This is a genomic window from Paracoccus alkanivorans, assembly GCF_003697785.1.
Taxonomy (GTDB): Bacteria; Pseudomonadota; Alphaproteobacteria; order Rhodobacterales; family Rhodobacteraceae; genus Paracoccus; species Paracoccus alkanivorans.
Window position 1 is genome coordinate 323,834 of sequence record NZ_QOKZ01000003.1, and the last position, 15,466, is coordinate 339,299.

16 protein-coding genes and 1 riboswitch are annotated in these 15,466 nt (G+C 62.6%); of the genes, 2 read left to right on the forward strand and 14 right to left on the reverse strand.

Annotation, left to right across the window (positions count from 1 at the left end; all coding sequences use genetic code 11):
* Nucleotides 1-143: 143 nt before the first annotated feature.
* A riboswitch (glycine riboswitch) is annotated at nucleotides 144-232 on the reverse strand.
* A gap of 72 nt (nucleotides 233-304) precedes the next feature.
* From C9E81_RS09750 to pobA, 8 genes are all read right to left on the reverse strand, one after another.
* Nucleotides 305-1,384: an ABC transporter ATP-binding protein gene (locus C9E81_RS09750; RefSeq protein ID WP_243698592.1), complete on the reverse strand. Its 1,080-nt coding sequence runs from the start codon at nucleotides 1,382-1,384 to the stop codon at nucleotides 305-307.
* 99 nt (nucleotides 1,385-1,483) lie between these two features.
* Nucleotides 1,484-2,758 (reverse strand): lyase family protein, encoded by a 1,275-nt coding sequence (locus tag C9E81_RS09755; RefSeq protein ID WP_122112131.1) that lies wholly within the window; start codon nucleotides 2,756-2,758, stop codon nucleotides 1,484-1,486.
* Nucleotides 2,755-3,588, reverse strand: a complete 834-nt coding sequence (locus C9E81_RS09760; RefSeq protein WP_122112132.1) for a 3-oxoadipate:acetyl-CoA acetyltransferase — start codon at nucleotides 3,586-3,588, stop codon at nucleotides 2,755-2,757. Before C9E81_RS09760 ends, C9E81_RS09755 begins: the two co-directional genes overlap by 4 nt.
* Before the next feature lie 9 nt (nucleotides 3,589-3,597).
* Nucleotides 3,598-4,218, reverse strand: a complete 621-nt coding sequence (pcaG, locus tag C9E81_RS09765; RefSeq protein WP_122112133.1) for a protocatechuate 3,4-dioxygenase subunit alpha — start codon at nucleotides 4,216-4,218, stop codon at nucleotides 3,598-3,600.
* 2 nt (nucleotides 4,219-4,220) lie between these two features.
* Nucleotides 4,221-4,943, reverse strand: coding sequence for a protocatechuate 3,4-dioxygenase subunit beta (pcaH, locus tag C9E81_RS09770; RefSeq protein WP_122112134.1), 723 nt, complete (start codon nucleotides 4,941-4,943; stop codon nucleotides 4,221-4,223).
* Nucleotides 4,940-5,332: a 4-carboxymuconolactone decarboxylase gene (gene pcaC, locus C9E81_RS09775; protein ID WP_122112135.1), complete on the reverse strand. Its 393-nt coding sequence runs from the start codon at nucleotides 5,330-5,332 to the stop codon at nucleotides 4,940-4,942. Before pcaC ends, pcaH begins: the two co-directional genes overlap by 4 nt.
* Nucleotides 5,325-6,113: a 3-oxoadipate enol-lactonase gene (gene pcaD, locus C9E81_RS09780; RefSeq protein ID WP_122112136.1), complete on the reverse strand. Its 789-nt coding sequence runs from the start codon at nucleotides 6,111-6,113 to the stop codon at nucleotides 5,325-5,327. The genes pcaC and pcaD overlap by 8 nt, the downstream gene beginning before the upstream one ends.
* Nucleotides 6,113-7,282, reverse strand: a complete 1,170-nt coding sequence (gene pobA / locus C9E81_RS09785) for a 4-hydroxybenzoate 3-monooxygenase (protein ID WP_122112137.1) — start codon at nucleotides 7,280-7,282, stop codon at nucleotides 6,113-6,115. Before pobA ends, pcaD begins: the two co-directional genes overlap by 1 nt.
* Before the next feature lie 88 nt (nucleotides 7,283-7,370).
* Between pobA and pcaQ the strand changes: the two genes are divergently transcribed.
* Complete coding sequence (pcaQ, locus tag C9E81_RS09790) at nucleotides 7,371-8,285, forward strand: pca operon transcription factor PcaQ (protein ID WP_122112138.1); 915 nt, start codon at nucleotides 7,371-7,373, stop codon at nucleotides 8,283-8,285.
* A gap of 60 nt (nucleotides 8,286-8,345) precedes the next feature.
* Nucleotides 8,346-8,708, forward strand: a complete 363-nt coding sequence (locus C9E81_RS09795; RefSeq protein WP_122112139.1) for a hypothetical protein — start codon at nucleotides 8,346-8,348, stop codon at nucleotides 8,706-8,708.
* A gap of 50 nt (nucleotides 8,709-8,758) precedes the next feature.
* Here the strand turns inward: C9E81_RS09795 and cysN are convergent, their stop codons facing one another.
* The 6 genes from cysN to C9E81_RS09825 all read right to left on the reverse strand — a co-directional run bounded on the left by cysN (nucleotide 8,759) and on the right by C9E81_RS09825 (nucleotide 15,465).
* The gene (gene cysN, locus C9E81_RS09800; RefSeq protein ID WP_122112140.1) at nucleotides 8,759-10,681 is read right to left on the reverse strand and encodes a sulfate adenylyltransferase subunit CysN; all 1,923 of its coding nucleotides are present in this window, start codon (nucleotides 10,679-10,681) and stop codon (nucleotides 8,759-8,761) included.
* Nucleotides 10,681-11,616 (reverse strand): sulfate adenylyltransferase subunit CysD, encoded by a 936-nt coding sequence (gene cysD / locus C9E81_RS09805; RefSeq protein WP_122112141.1) that lies wholly within the window; start codon nucleotides 11,614-11,616, stop codon nucleotides 10,681-10,683. The genes cysN and cysD overlap by 1 nt, the downstream gene beginning before the upstream one ends.
* Nucleotides 11,617-11,790: 174 nt before the next feature.
* Nucleotides 11,791-12,546, reverse strand: a complete 756-nt coding sequence (locus C9E81_RS09810) for a LamB/YcsF family protein (RefSeq protein ID WP_425010633.1) — start codon at nucleotides 12,544-12,546, stop codon at nucleotides 11,791-11,793.
* A complete protein-coding gene (locus C9E81_RS09815; protein WP_122112143.1) occupies nucleotides 12,546-13,559 on the reverse strand; it encodes a 5-oxoprolinase subunit C family protein in 1,014 nt (337 codons plus the stop codon). The genes C9E81_RS09810 and C9E81_RS09815 overlap by 1 nt, the downstream gene beginning before the upstream one ends.
* A complete protein-coding gene (locus C9E81_RS09820) occupies nucleotides 13,556-14,314 on the reverse strand; it encodes a 5-oxoprolinase subunit B family protein (RefSeq protein WP_122112144.1) in 759 nt (252 codons plus the stop codon). The genes C9E81_RS09815 and C9E81_RS09820 overlap by 4 nt, the downstream gene beginning before the upstream one ends.
* 11 nt (nucleotides 14,315-14,325) lie before the next feature.
* On the reverse strand, nucleotides 14,326-15,465 hold the full coding sequence (locus tag C9E81_RS09825) for an alkane 1-monooxygenase (protein WP_122112413.1): 1,140 nt from the start codon (nucleotides 15,463-15,465) through the stop codon (nucleotides 14,326-14,328).
* Between the last annotated feature and the right edge of the window lies 1 nt (nucleotide 15,466).

The following is a 15,466-nucleotide window of genomic DNA, read 5'->3' on the forward strand; positions in this document are numbered from 1 at the left end:
TTCTGTCTTGCCGGCAGGCCGGCATCGGTTAAGCGGGCTTGAGTTGCCCGCGTGACGATGCCCCCTCTGTCCCTGCCCGTATGGGGGCGCCTGAGATCGTTATCCCTTCGGCGGGCCGAAACACGGCCACTCTCCAGAGCTTTTCGCGGAAAACGGTCCTTTCGCCTGAGAGTTCGCCGGGGCGGCTGCTCCTTCGGCACCGGCCGGGGCCGGATTCTCCCGATTTCCTTGATCCGACTGCTAGCCGCAGCAAAAGCGCAAAGCAAGCCTTTTGTCGTAGATGAATGGCAAGAGGAGCTATGGATCACATCTTGGGAAACACGAAAACCCGGTCACGGCGCAGCATCAGCCACATGAGCGTGCCTGCCGGTGGCAGAAACACACCCGGCACCGTTGCGTTCAGAGCAATTGCTCCTTGATCGGTGGCAAACTCAACCAGCGATTCCCGGCCCAGATAACGGGCGCGCACCACCCGGGCCAGCGCGGCGGTGCCGTTCTCATGTGTCGGGGCAGGGCCTTGACCCGCGCGATCAAAGTCGATTTTCAGATGCTGGGGGCGGATGACAATTTCGACCTCGCTCCCGTCGGGAATACCCGGAGCCAGGAAATCGCCAAAGGGCGTTTCGGTCAGCGCACCCTGCACCACCCCATCCAAAATATTGATATCACTGAAAAATGCTGCCGCCAACCGGTCCACTGGCGCATTATACAGGTTATAGGGGGCGCCCTGCTGCACGATCCGCCCGTCACGCATCAGCAAGATCTGATCGGCCATGCGCATCGCCTCGTCCGGCTCATGCGTGACCAGCAGGACGGCGGTGCCTTCCTCTTTCAGCAGCGCCAGCGTCTCGTCACGGATCCCGTCGCGCAGCCGTTCGTCAAGGCCGCTGAAGGGTTCGTCCATCAGCAGCACGCGCGGCTGCGGCGCCAACGCCCGGACCAATGCGACGCGTTGCTGTTCCCCGCCCGAGAGCTCATGCGGGTAGCTGTCGATATGGGATGACATCCGCACACGTTCGAGCAACTCGCCTACACGGCCCCGATTGACGGAATAACCGCCCCTGAGTCCGAAGGCGACATTCTCGCTGACCGGAAGATGCGGAAAAAGCGCGAAGTCCTGGAACATCAGGCCGATGGAGCGCCGCTCGGGCGGAACGTATGTATTGCCGTCGCAGACCGGTTCCCCATCCACGAGGATCCGCCCGCTATCGGGCCGGTCCACCCCGGCGACGAGCCGAAGCGTCGTCGATTTGCCGCAACCCGAGGGACCAAGCAGGCAGGCGACCTGCCCGGCCTCGACCGAGAATCCCACGTCATCGACGACCCGCTGCCCGTCAAAGGCACGGATCAGGCTCTGAACCTCCAGTCGGGGTGGCGTCGTCACGGTATGGGCGATTCTTTCACTAAGGTTTCCATTGCCCTAGCAGGGGCTGCTTTTCGTCGCAACTGCCCTGACGCCGGCATTTGTGATCACAGCGATTGGTCAGATCGTTGATCCGGCATCGCCGGTATTCCTGACGGGAATCAGAATGGTAGCCCAGTCGTGGTCCGGAGCCAGCCGGGACAGCGCGCCCGCCAGCGTTTCTGTCTCGCTTGCGGCAACCTCGGCCAAGGCGGCGGAGACGAGTTTCAGCGCCTCTGCGCGTGGCATATGGCGGGAAAGATGAAAACCGGCGGCCTCGGCCAGCATCGCACCGCGGTCATTGGCAAATGTCGCGGCGATACGGGCCGGGCAGGGCGCAAGCGTGCCCGCGAGGTCTTGCGCCAGACGCAAAGCCGCGCCGGTGCGGACGACCATGCCGGGCAGTGTCTGCCATTCCAGCGCCAGCGCCGAACCGTCCCGTTCCTGCGCATGGATCATCGCCTGATGCAGCATGCCCACCGCCCCGGCATTCAGGCGGGCGAGACTGACCAGCGCCTCGGCCGCGACAGGGTTGGATTTCTGCGGCATGGTGGAAGAGCCGCCGCCGGTGCCCGCGCTGACCTCGCCGATCTCGGATTGACCCAGCAGGATCAGGTCGGCACCGATCTTGCCGAGCGAGCCGGTAACCAGCGCCAGCCAGCCGCCAAGTTCCACGATCGCGTCACGAGCGGCGTGCCACGGCACGACGGGCGCACCCAGATCCAGCTCGGCTGCCATCGCGGCGCGGACTTCGCCCATGCGCGGAGCAAGTGCCGCGCCGGTTCCCGCCGCCCCGTAGAACGAGATATTCAGCAGGCGTGGCCGCAATTCGGCAAGCCGGTCCAGATGCCGGGTCAGCGGCGCGCGCCAGACAGAGATTTTCGCACCAAGCGTCGTCGGCGCCGCGAGTTGAAAGCGCGTGCGGGCAGGGACGGGCAGAGCGGCATATTCCACGGCCTTGGCGGCAAGCATGTCGTCCAGTGCCCTGATCCGCCCCTCGATGATCGGCAGGGCCTCGCGCAGTTGCAGGATCAGGCCGGTATCCTGGATATCCTGCGATGTTGCCCCGAAATGAACCCATCCGGCATGATCGCCACAGGCGGTCTTCAACGCCCCGACAACCGCCTGCGCACCGATCCCGGCCCGGCCAGCGGCCTCTGTCAGGCTTGCGGGATCGGGATGCAGCGTCTCTGCCTTGGCGGCGATGGCTTGAGCGGCATCCACGGGGATGATCCCGAGCCGCCCCTGCACCCGCGCCAATGCGGCCTCGGACAGCAGCATGGCGGCGATCTGGGCAGAGGCTCCCATCACGCCGCCCAGTTCCTCGTCGCCAAACAGCCCGTCGGTCAGCATCATGCGGCGCGCAATCCCAGAATCTCTCTTGCCTGCTGCCAGCTTGCCACGGGACGGTGATACTTGTCACATAGTTCCACTGCACGTTTCACCAATGCCGCGTTCGAGGGCGCCAGCCTGTCTCGATCCAGCCGGACATTGTCCTCCAGCCCCGTGCGGGCATGCCCTCCCGAGGAAATCGCCCATTCGTTCAGCACGATCTGGTTCGGGCCGATCCCGGCAGCGCACCACGGTGCGTCCTTGCCGAAGAGGCGTTTGACCGTATGGACGTAAAAATCGAACACCTCGCGATCCACCGGCATGGCGTTCTTCACGCCCATCACGAATTGCACATAGGGGGTTTCCCGGATCCGGCCGTCCTTGTGCATTTTCGCAGCCTGGAAGATATGCGACAGGTCGAATGCCTCGATCTCGGGCTTGACGTCATATGCGATCATCTCCGAAGCCAGCCAGTCCACCAGATCGGGCGGGTTTTCATAGACCCGCGTCGGGAAGTTGTTCGACCCGACCGACAGCGAGGCCATGTCGGGCCGCAGCGGTAGCATCCCGCCCCGCGCTTGCCCGGCCCCCGAGCGGCCTCCGGTGGACAATTGCACGATCATGCCTGGGCAGTTTTTCTCAATCCCCGCTTTCAGCGCGGCAAAGCGGTCGGGATCGCTGATCGGCTTGCCCTGATCGTCGCGGACATGGCAATGGGCGATGCTCGCACCGGCCTCGAAGGCCTCATGCGTGGATTCGATCTGCTCGGCCACGGTGATCGGCACCGCCGGGTTGTTCTCCTTGGTGGGAAGCGAGCCGGTGATGGCGACGCAGATGATGCAGGGATTGGTCATGATCGGGCCTCAGATATCGAAGAATACGGTTTCGTCATCGCCCTGCAGGCGGATGTCGAAGCGATAGACCGGGATTCCGTCGCGATCCGAACGCTTACCGATCAGGGTGGCCCGGCGGCGTTCCCATTCGATCAGGCTGATCACCGGATCGGCGGCATTCGCCTGTTCCTCATCGCTGAAATACATCCGCGTGTTCAGCCCGATATTGATCCCGCGCGAGACGATCCACAGGTTCAGATGCGGCGCCATCATACGGCCATTGCGGCCCATCACGGCGCCCGGCTTGACGGTGTCGAAGCCCCATTCACCGGTCTCAAAATCAGTGATCACCCGGCCCCAGCCACGAAAGCCATCCTCCACCGGGCCGCCGCCTTCGGGATGGGCGTAATGCCCCTCGGCATTGGCCTGCCATACCTCGAGCAGCACATCCTTGACCGGCGAGCCCATGCCGTCGATCACCAGCCCCTCGACCCGGATACGTTCGCCCCCGGCATTCGGCCCGGCGATGTCCTGGCCCAGTTCCTGCCGGTAGATGTCGAAACCCGCAGCGCCCGGAGCAAGGCCGATATGGACATAGGGACCGGCGGTCTGCGACGCGGTTTCACGCAGGTAATCCAGCTTCTGTGGCATGTTCAGTTCCCCTCCAGCCGGTTCTCGAACAGGGTTGAGCGGCGGCCCCTCAGCACGATGTCGAACTTGTAGGCGATGGAATCGAGCGGGACCGTCGCGTTCAGGTCCAGCCGGGCGATCAGTTGTTCGATCGCCTCAGGGTCGGGGATGGTCTTGACGATGGGGCAATGCGGGATCAGCGGATCGCCCTCGAAGTAAAGCTGGGTGATCAGCCGCTGAACGAATGCCGCGCCGAAAACCGAGACATGGATATGCGCGGGCCGCCAGCTATTGTCCCAGTTCCGCCACGGATAGGCGCCCGGCTTGATGGTGCGGAAGAAATAATAGCCATTCTCGTCGGTCAATGTCCGCCCGCAGCCGCCGAAATTCGGATCGAGCGCGCCCAGATAGGTATCCTTCTTGTGCCGATACCGTCCCGAGGCATTGGCCTGCCAGATCTCGACCAGCGTATTCGGCACCGGACGGGCATTCTCGTCCAACACCCGGCCATGCAGGATGATCCGTTCTCCCACCGGATCCGCATCCTTGGCGTAATTGCGGACCAGATCGTTATCGAGCGGGTCGATATCATTATGCCCGAAAACCGGGCCAGTGATCTCGCTGACAGAGTTTTGCAATGAAATCAGCGAATAGCGCGGACTGCGCGCGGTCGTCGTCTTGTAATCCGGGGTCAGCGCAGGGGGGTGCAGGGTCCGGTCGCGTTGATAATACTCGGCTGGCTTCATCGGCTGGCCTCCTCTTGCATATCCATTTCGGCATAGGTCTGCTTTGCCAGTTTCAGCGCATGATTGGCGCGTGGCACGCCGGCATAGATGGCGACATGCTGAAACGCCTCCAGCACATCGCGCCGGGATGCGCCGGTGCGGGCGGTGGCGCGTATATGCATCGGGATCTCCTCGAAATTCCCGGTCGCCGCCAGAAGCGCCAAGGTCAGCATCGAACGTTCCCGACGACTGATCCCGTCGCTTGCCCAGACCGTGCCCCATGCGGAATCGGTGATCAGGTCCTGAAAGGGCTGGTCGAATTCGGTCTTGTTCGCCTCGGCGCGGTCGACATGGGCATCTCCCAGAACTTCGCGGCGAACCTGCATGCCCTGGGCGTGACGGTCAGACATGGCCGACCTCCTTGAGAAAACGGGTCAGGATACCGGCATAGACGGCGGGCGCCTCGACGCAGGGCAGGTGGCCTGCACCCGGAATAACATCAAGCTGTGCCCCGGCAATCAGATCGGCGGTCGATTTGACGACATCGGGCGGCGTCGCGCCGTCCAAATCCCCCGCGATCAGATGGACGGGCAGGTCGAGCCGCGCGGCCCTATCGCGCAGATCCGCGGCGGCAATCGCCTTGCAGCAGGCGATATAGCCACCGACCGGTTGACGCTCCAACATCCGCTGCCAGGGCACCGCTGCCCCCGAGGCCCGGAAACCGGGAGAGAACCAACGCTCCATCGTGGCCGGACCGATGCTTGGCAAGCCGCTTTGGCGAATGGCGGCGATGCGGTCCTCCCACATGGCGCTGTCGCCGATCTTTGCCGCACTGTTCGAGATGACCAGCGCCCGCAACAGATCCCCATGACGCACAGCGAGGGACTGGCCGATCAACCCGCCGATGGAGAGGCCGACGAAAACCACATCCGACAGGTCCAGATGCCGGATCAACCCGGCCGCATCATCGGCAAGCTGATCGATACTGTATGGGCCGGGCGTTTCCCCGGACAGGCCATGTCCGCGCTTGTCGTATCGGATCAGCCGCAACCCCTCCGGCAGATGCGGCAGCAGCGCATCCCACAGCCGGAAATCCGTCCCGAGCGAATTGGCGAATGCCACCGCCGGACCGTGTCTGGGTCCATGATCCGCGTAATGCAGATCGACTCCGTTCACATTCGCTGTCAGCATCAGTAAGGCAACCCCACGTAGTTTTCCGCGAAAGCCCGTTGCTGCGCCTCGTTGTCACGCAGGAAGGCGATATCGGCCTGCTGCATCTTCAGGTCGAAGCGGCTCTGATCCGGGTATCGGTGCAGCAACCCGCTGAACCACCAGCTGAAGCGTTCGGCCTTCCAGACCCGCAGCAACGCCCGTTCAGAGTAACGGTCGATGCCTTCGCTGTCGCCTTCTTCGTAGAACTGGCGCAAGCCGTTATAAAGATAATGGACATCGCTAGCCGCCGTGTTCAGCCCCTTGGCACCGGTGGGCGGCACGATATGCGCCGCGTCCCCGCACAGGAACAGCCGGCCCCACCGCATCGGCTCGGTCACGAAAGAGCGCAGCGGGGCGATGGATTTCTCGATGCTTGGCCCGGTGATCAAGTGCTCGGCCATATCGGCGGGGATGCGGCGCCTGAGCTCCTGCCAGAAGGCGGCATCCGTCCAGTCCTCGGGGTGATCCGACAAGGCGCATTGGACGTAATAGCGCGACAGGTTTTCATTGCGCATCGAGCAGAGCGCGAAACCGCGTTCGGAATTGGCATAGATCAGTTCGTGATGCACCGGAGGTGTGCGCGACAAAACCCCCAGCCAACCGAACGGGTAGGTCTTTTCATATTCCCGCCGGGCCGTCAGCGGGATGCTCTGGCGGCTGATGCCGTGAAAGCCATCGCAACCCGCCACGAAATCGCAATCGAGCCGATGCTCCCGACCGTTCTGCTGATAGGTGACGAATGGCCGGTCGCTGTCGGCATCGAGGATGGCGACGTGATCCACCTCGAACTCCGTGCGTGCGCCGGCCGCCTCGCGCGCGTCATAAAGGTCGTGCGTCACCTCGGTCTGGCCATAGACCGTCACCGCGCTTCCCGTCAGGCGCTTGAAGTCGATATGGAACATCTCGCCCGCAACGGCGATCTGCGTGCCCTCATGGATAAGGCCCTCGCGATGCAGCCGGTCGGCCACGCCCGCCTCTTCCATCAGCCGCACCAGGCCGGTTTCCAAGACCCCGGCCCGGATCCGGCTCAGGACGTAATCGCGGGTCTTGCGCTCGAGCACTACCGCATCGATTCCCCGGCGATGCAAAAGCTGGCCCAGCAACAGGCCCGATGGCCCGCCGCCGATAATGGCAACCTGTGTGCGCATGAAGTCCTCCTGTCCAGCAAAGAATTACATATGGAAATCACCAAGTAAAATGAGATAATCATGTTGATTGTTACCAGCTTGGATAAGTATGGACCGCCGTATCAAGATCCGTCACTTGCAGGCCCTGACCGAGATCGTCCGTCAGGGCAGCCTGAAACGCGCCGCCGAACGGCTGTTCCTGACACAGCCCGCCATATCCCGCACCCTGTCCGAACTGGAAGAGATTATCGGCGCCGAATTGCTGACTCGCAGCCGAAGCGGGGTGGCGCTGACACCGCAAGGCGAGTTCTTCCACGGTTTCGCGCAGAGCAGCCTGTCGGCACTGGAACAGGGACTGGCCGGGATCGAGGAGGCCGGGCGCGAGGGCGCCATGCAGTTGCGGGTCGGTGCGCTGCCATCGGTGGCGGCCCGGCTGATGCCCGAGGTGGTCAAACAGCTTGCCAAGCTCGCACCGGAAATACGGCTGGTCATCGCCGATGGTTCACATGGGCATCTGACCGGGTTGCTACGCGCTGGCGATCTGGATCTGGTCATCGGCAGGCTGGGTGCGCCCGAAACCATGCGCAGCCTCAGCTTTACCCAACTTTACCTGGAGGAGGTCGCGGTCGTGGTGCGCCCCGGCCATCCGATCCTGTCGGATCCCGACCTGCGACGGATTACCGATTGGCCGGTAATCTATCCCGCGCCCTGGGCCGCCATCCGGCCCTTTGTCGAGCGCTTGCTGATTGCCGAAGGCATTCCCATGCCGACAAGGCGGATCGAAACCGTATCGGGTGCGTTCGGGCGCGCCTACCTGCCGGGCAGCGACGCGGTCTGGTTCATCTCTGCCGGGGTGGTCGCACGCGAGGTCGAGCAGGGCCAACTGGTGCGCCTGCCGGTCGCCACCGGCTCCACCGAAGGGCCGGTCGGGCTGATGGCCCACGCCGATCAGCCCGAGACCACCGCCCGGCAGCTATTCGTTCAGGCTGTCGGTCGAGCAGTTTCCCGGCTGGAGCTGGCGTGACGAAATGCCCGGCACATGGAAATGATTTCACGGCTTGCCGATATCAGCTAGGCTTCGGCCATGAGATACCTTGTCGCCCTGATACTATGCCTTTCACCGCTGCCTGCCTCTGCCGACCCTCCGGTCGTGGAAAATGTCCGGGCCGAGCAGCAAGGCGATGGCTGGCGTTTCGATGTCACCATTTCGCATCCCGATACCGGGTGGGAGCATTACGCCGATGCTTGGCGGGTGCTGGACATGGATGGAAACGAGTTGGGCCTGAGAATCCTTGCGCATCCTCATGTGGATGAGCAGCCCTTTACGCGTTCATTGTCCGTTGTCGAAATTCCGGAGGATGTCACAATGGTCGAAGTCGAGGCCCGGTGCCTCGTGGACGGATGGTCCGGTGTGAGGACCAGGGTAGAGCTTGACAGAATCAAGTGAATGAAAAGCGCCGGCCACGGAAACCCGCGGCCGGCGCCATTCGAACCAGATCAGCTGAACGTCTTGAGAATGCGTTCAACCACCTTCTCGGCGGCCTCTTCGGCGCTCAGTTCAACTGTGTTCACGGTCAACTCGGCAGTCTCGGGCTTTTCATAGGGGCTGTCAATCCCGGTGAAGTTCTTCAACTGACCGGAGCGGGCCTTCTTGTACAGACCCTTGACGTCACGCTCCTCGGCCACCTCCAGCGGGGTATCGACATAGACCTCGATGAACTCGCCGCCAACCATCAGGTCACGCACCATCCGGCGCTCGGACCGGAAGGGCGAGATAAAGGCCGTCAGCACGATCAGGCCAGCGTCGGTCATCAGGCGCGCCACCTCGCCCACGCGGCGGATATTCTCCACCCGGTCGGCATCGGTAAAGCCCAGGTCGCGGTTCAGCCCGTGACGAACGTTGTCACCATCCAGAAGGAAGGTGTGCTTGCCAAGAGCATGCAGTTTCTTCTCGACGATATTGGCGATGGTCGATTTACCCGAGCCCGACAGGCCGGTGAACCAGACCACGGCGGCCTTCTGGTTCTTGAGGGCGGCATGGGCGTCACGGTCCACATCGACTGCCTGCCAGTGAATGTTCTGGCTGCGGCGCAGGGCGAAACGGATCATGCCCGCCGCGACCGTCGCATTGCTCAGGCGGTCGATCAGGATGAAGCCGCCCAGATCGGGGTTCTGGTCATAGGCCTCGAAGGGAATCGCCCGGTCGGTCGAAATATTCACCGCACCGATCGCATTCAGCCCCAGGGTCTTGGAGGCCAGATGCTCCATCGTGTTGACGTTCACCTCATATTTCGGCTCGGTGACGGTCGCGGTAACGCTTTGGGTGCCGATCTTCAGGATATAGGGGCGGCCCGGCAGCATTTCCTCTTCGGACATCCAGACCAGCGTAGCCTCGAACTGGTCGGCAACCTCACAGGGCTCGTCCGATTTCACGATCACGTCGCCGCGCGAGCAGTCGATCTCGTCCTCGAAGGTCAGCGTGACGGATTGTCCGGCGACCGCCTGGTCGAGATTGCCGTCGAAGGTCACGATCGACTTGACCTTGGTGGTCTTGCCCGAGGGCAGCACCCGGATCGAATCGCCCGGGCGCACAGCGCCCGCACCGATCTGGCCGGCAAAGCCCCGGAAGTCGAGATTTGGCCGGTTCACCCACTGCACCGCCATACGGAACGGATGATCCTGCATCCGCGCATCGCTGATCGGGGCCTCTTCCAGATGTCCCAGCAGCGTCGGCCCCTGGAACCATCCCATATTCGGGCTCTTGGTGACGATATTGTCGCCTTTCAGGCCCGAGATCGGAATCGGCAGGAAGCTGTCCATGCCGATCTGCTTGGCGAAATGCGAGTAATCGCTGACGATTTCATAGAACCGCTCGGCCGAGTAATCGACCAGGTCCATCTTGTTCACCGCCAGCACAACGTTGCGGATGCCAAGCTGGTTCACCAGGTAGCTGTGCCGCCGGGTCTGGGTCAGCACGCCCTGACGCGCGTCGATCAGGATCACGGCCAGATCGGCGGTCGAGGCACCGGTCACCATGTTGCGGGTATATTGCTCGTGCCCCGGCGTGTCGGCGACGATGAATTTCCGCTTGTCGGTTGCGAAGAAGCGATAGGCGACATCGATGGTGATGCCCTGCTCGCGCTCGGCGGCTAGACCGTCGACCAGAAGTGCGAAATCAATCTCGCCGGCCTGCGTCCCGACATTCTTGGAATCGCTTTCAAGGCTGGCAAGCTGATCCTCGAAGATCATCTTGCTGTCGTAAAGCAGCCGGCCGATCAGCGTCGATTTGCCGTCATCCACCGAGCCGCAGGTGATGAAGCGCAGCATGGTCTTGTGCTGGTGCTTCAGCAGATAGGCGTCGATATCCTCGGCAATCAGCGAGTCCGTGACGTAAACGGGGTCTTTGGTATCAAGGGTCATCAGAAATACCCCTCTTGCTTCTTTTTCTCCATCGAGGCGGCGGTATCGTGATCGATCGCGCGGCCCTGACGTTCGGATGTAGTGGTCAGCAGCATTTCCTGAATGACCTCGGGCAGCGTACTGGCCTCGGATTCGACCGCGCCGGTCAGCGGATAGCAGCCGAGCGTGCGGAAACGCACCGATTTCATCTGCGGCACTTCACCCTCACGCAGCGGGAAGCGGTCGTCATCGACCATGATCAACAGCCCGTCACGCTCCACCACCGGGCGTGGCTCCGAGAAATACAGCGGCACGATCTCGATATTCTCGAGGTGGATATACTGCCAGATGTCCAGTTCGGTCCAGTTGGACAACGGAAAGACCCGGATCGATTCGCCCTTGGCCTTGCGGGTATTATATAGCCGCCACAGCTCCGGGCGCTGGTTCTTGGGATCCCAACGATGATTGGCCGAGCGGAACGAGAAGATGCGCTCCTTGGCACGCGATTTCTCCTCGTCGCGGCGGGCGCCGCCAAAGGCCACGTCGAAATTGTATTTGGTCAGCGCCTGCTTCAGACCGTCGGTTTTCCACATATCGGTATGCAGACTGCCGTGATCGAAGGGGTTGATACCCTTTTCCATCGCTTCGGGATTGTGATGCACGATCAGCTTCATGCCTGCGTCTTCGGCGGCACGGTCGCGCAGTTCGTACATGGCGCGGAATTTCCATGTCGTATCGACATGCAGCAACGGAAACGGCGGCGGGGCCGGATAAAAGGCCTTCTTCGCCAGATGCAGCATGCAGGCGGAATCTTTTCCAACAGAATAGAGCATGACGGGGTTGTCGGCATTCGCCACAACCTCGCGCATAATATGGATGCTTTCAGCTTCAAGGCGCTGCAAATGGGTCAGCGTGGCCGGGCTGATTCCTGTGTCAGTGGCGGGCTGGGTTGTCATGGCTATGAACTCATTTCTTATGCGGGGTGGCATTTGGCAGATCTCGGCGGCAATACCAAGGGGGGTGGCGAAATAACGCCCAAGTTTCCGTCAAGAGGTCCAATGATTGGGCAATTTTCCCGCAATTTCAGACCATGCGAGAACAAAACCCGGGCTTCTGCGTACAACACTGTTTCAATCAAAACGTCGGACATCAATACCGTCCTCTACTAGTGCATGCCGTACTCCTTCAGCCATCTTCACGGCTTCGGACGAATCGCCATGCACGCAAATCGTATCGATCCGGCAGGGGATTCGCTTGCCGCTGCCGGTCATGATTGCTCCTTCGCGGATCATCTGTACCATCCGTCGTCCGGCTTCAACCGGGTCGTGCAGCACTGCGCCCGGCTGGCTGCGGTCGACAAGCGAAGCATCATCGTTATAGGCGCGGTCAGCAAAGATTTCTCCTGCATATGCCGCACCCAGGTCGCGGGCGGCTGCCTCCATTCCGGTACCTGCCAGCACCACGAGGATCAATCCCGGATCGACCTTTAACGCCGCCTCGTAACAAATTCGTGCAATCTCGGGCTCATCCGTGGCCATGTTCGACAAAGCACCATGCAGCTTGAGATGCCGAACCTCCGCCCCGACAGACCGGGCAATGCCCTGCGCCGCCCCAAGCTGATAGGCAACCATATTTGCCAGCTCCTCCTTGCCAAGGCGAATGCGGCGGCGCCCGAACCCCTGGAGGTCGGCAAAACCCGGATGCGCCCCAATTCCTACGCCCTTCGCATGGGCACGAGCCATCGTGCGAGCCATCACATCCGGATCCCCGGCATGGAATCCGCAGGCAATATTGGCCGAAGTCACGATATCCAGCAAAGCGGCATCGTCACCCATCCTCCATGGCCCGAAGCCTTCGCCCATGTCCGAATTCAGATCGACGCGCATCATTTATCCTCCAGTTCATCGCCCGCCGTGACACCGCCAATCAACTGAAATGTCAGCAAATCGATCATCGTCGCCGGATCGCGGACCAGTGGGCGGCAACGGGCCACAGCGGCCCGCAGCTGCTGTGCGTCGGTCTGCCAAAGCCTGTCGGCCTCGTCCAGTGCAATCCTCTGGAACAGCAGTTTCGTGCCGGGCGCCGCCTGCGCCGCAATCGGCAGATCGGCGGGAATGATCGTGCCGAGGCGCGGATATCCGCCGATGGTCTGGCATTCAGCCAGCAAGACGAAGGGCACGCCGTCGCCGGTCATCTGCAAGTCGCCCGGCCCGATCAGGTCCGAGGCAAGCCCCGCCGCGTGCTCCGACGCGAATCCGCGGTCGGCGTCGAACCTGACTCCCTGACGGTTACCGCGATCGGAACGGGTGAACTCGGTTTCGAAAAAGGCCGACAGCACCGCATCGGCGAACAGCCTGGTCTGCGGACCATCAACCACCCGGACCGTGCCGCCATTGAACCTTGCAACGGGATCGATCACACGCGGCGGCATGTCGGGGCACGGGTCCGGCCCGACGGGCAGGGCGCCGGGGGTGAGGGGCGCGAAGATCCCGATACTCAGATGTGCGGCCCGGCTGCCAAGCCATTCCTCGCCCGCCATGCCGCCCGCAGGCGTCAGGTAACCATAGCTTCCCGCCTGCATACCGGCGATCTGCAGGGATTGTCCGGGTTGCAGCAGATGCGATGCGTGCCAACGCAGCGGGACCCCATCCAGCCTTGCATCCATCGGCGCTCCGGTCAGGGCAATCCGCATCGGCTGATCAGCTTCGAAAAAGCCGCCCGCGCCCGCCATCTCTATACCCGCCAGCGGTCCATCCGCGCCCAGCAGGGCTGCCGCCTCGATCAAGGCCAGCCGGTCAACGGCGCCGCCGCGCGACAGCCCCTGCGCCAGATGACCCGGGCGCCCCATGTCCTGAACCGTCAGAATCCCATCGGCGCGGCGCAAATGCAGGGAGGTCATCGCAGCACCTTCAGCCGCGCGCCTCCAAGCCCGTCGGCGGCCTGCTCCAGCGCCTCGATTTCAGAGGCGGGGACAGGGGCAAAGCGGATCGCGTCACCTGCCCGCAACGGCATCGGCGTGTCACGCTCGGGACGAAAGCTGCGAAAGGCGCTGCGCCCCACCTGACGCCAGCCGGTTGCCGATGATGCGCCGAACATCACGAGTTGCCGCACCGCGACCACGATGGCTCCTGCAGGAACAGTTGGCGTCAATTCGGACTGGCGCGGCAAATCCCAGGCCTCGGGCAGCAGACCGATATAGGGTTGTCCGGGAGCAAAGCCGATCACCAGAACCCGCAGATCCGCCTCGCAGATCTGCCGAATGGCTGCGTCGGGGCTGCAGCCGACCGCCTGCGCCACTTCGGCAAGCTGCGGCCCGTCCGCATCGCCGAATGCCGCCGGAATCGTCCATCGCCGGGCAGGGGGTGGGGTATCGAGCTGTCCCTGAATGATATGTTGCGCGCGTGCCGACATTTCCGTGGCCAGAACCTCGCGCCGGGTCTTCCCGGGATCGAAGCGCAACAATACCGAGACAAGGCCCGGCGCGATCTCGACCACCCCGGCCGGGGTTTTCGCCTCCAGGTCCGCTGCCAGCAACTGCGTTGCCGCCATCGCCTCGGGCTTTGCCGTCAGGGCAAAGCGCAGCAGCACCCCGTCAATCCCGGCCCAATGCGTCCGGGGCTCAAGCCCGATAGGGATATTGCTTTCGGAGGTCATCAGCGATCCGGTCAAAGCGCATTGCGGGGCATCGGCAATTCGCCCCGGTTATACGGCCCCCAATCCTCGATATCGGGATAGAATTGACGACGCCAGGCACGAACCCTCGGATTCATCCGCCGCCGCCACCAGGGCGGAACCATGGCCACGAAGGTCATCGCCGGATAACCAAGGGGTAATTGCGGCGCCTCGTCCTCGCCATAGGTCTGCAACAGGGGAAACCTTCGGTCCGGCTTGTAATGGTGATCAGAGTGGCGCTGCAGGTTGATCAGCAGCCAGTTCGATCCCGTATGCGATGCGTTCCAGCTATGCCGGGGCAGGATGCGCTCGTATCGGCCCTCGCCCAGATAGCGGCGGGTCAGCCCATAATGTTCGACGTAATTCGTCAATTCGAGCTGCCAGATGGCGATGAAAGCCTGGAACAGGAACAGGAACAGCCCCTGCAACCCGCCCAGCAGCAATGCCAGCACCAGCATTCCAAGCTGGATCGCGCCATAGCGCCAGAACGGGTTGCGCCGGTCGAACGGTCCCTTTCCGCCACGCGCCAGGAACCGCGTTTCGGCGCGCCATGCACTTGCCGGGCCATCGCGAAGCACACGCCAGAAAAAGCGGTAGAACCCCTCGTTATAGCGGGCGGAAACCGCGTCCCGGGGGGTGGCGACCCATGAATGATGAACCAGAAGATGTTCGGTCCGGAAATGCGAATACAGGACCGATCCCAGCAGAAGATCGCCCAGCCACCGCTCCAGCACGGTTTTCTGGTGCAAAAGCTCATGCGCATAGACGATCCCGATCGAGCCGGACAACACGCCGATGCCAAAGAACAGGCCAAGCTTTTCCAGCCCCGAAAGATGCCCCGAGGAGGTCGCATACCAGATCGCGCCGAATATCGCCGCGAATTGCAGCGGGAACCATACGATCGTGACCGCACGGTGCCAGAAAAGCTGCGCAACCTCGGTTTCCGTGTCGGGATTTTCCTCGTTCAGTCCCAGCACTCCGTCCAGCGCCGTGGTCAGATACCATGCATATGCGGGCAAAAGCATCCACCAGAGCCCGCCCTTCACGGCGGCCAAGGCGACAAGGGGCGGCATGATGACCGACATCCAGAACGGGGCGGCGGCGGGCAGGGGGTTGGGTGATTTGCTGCTCATG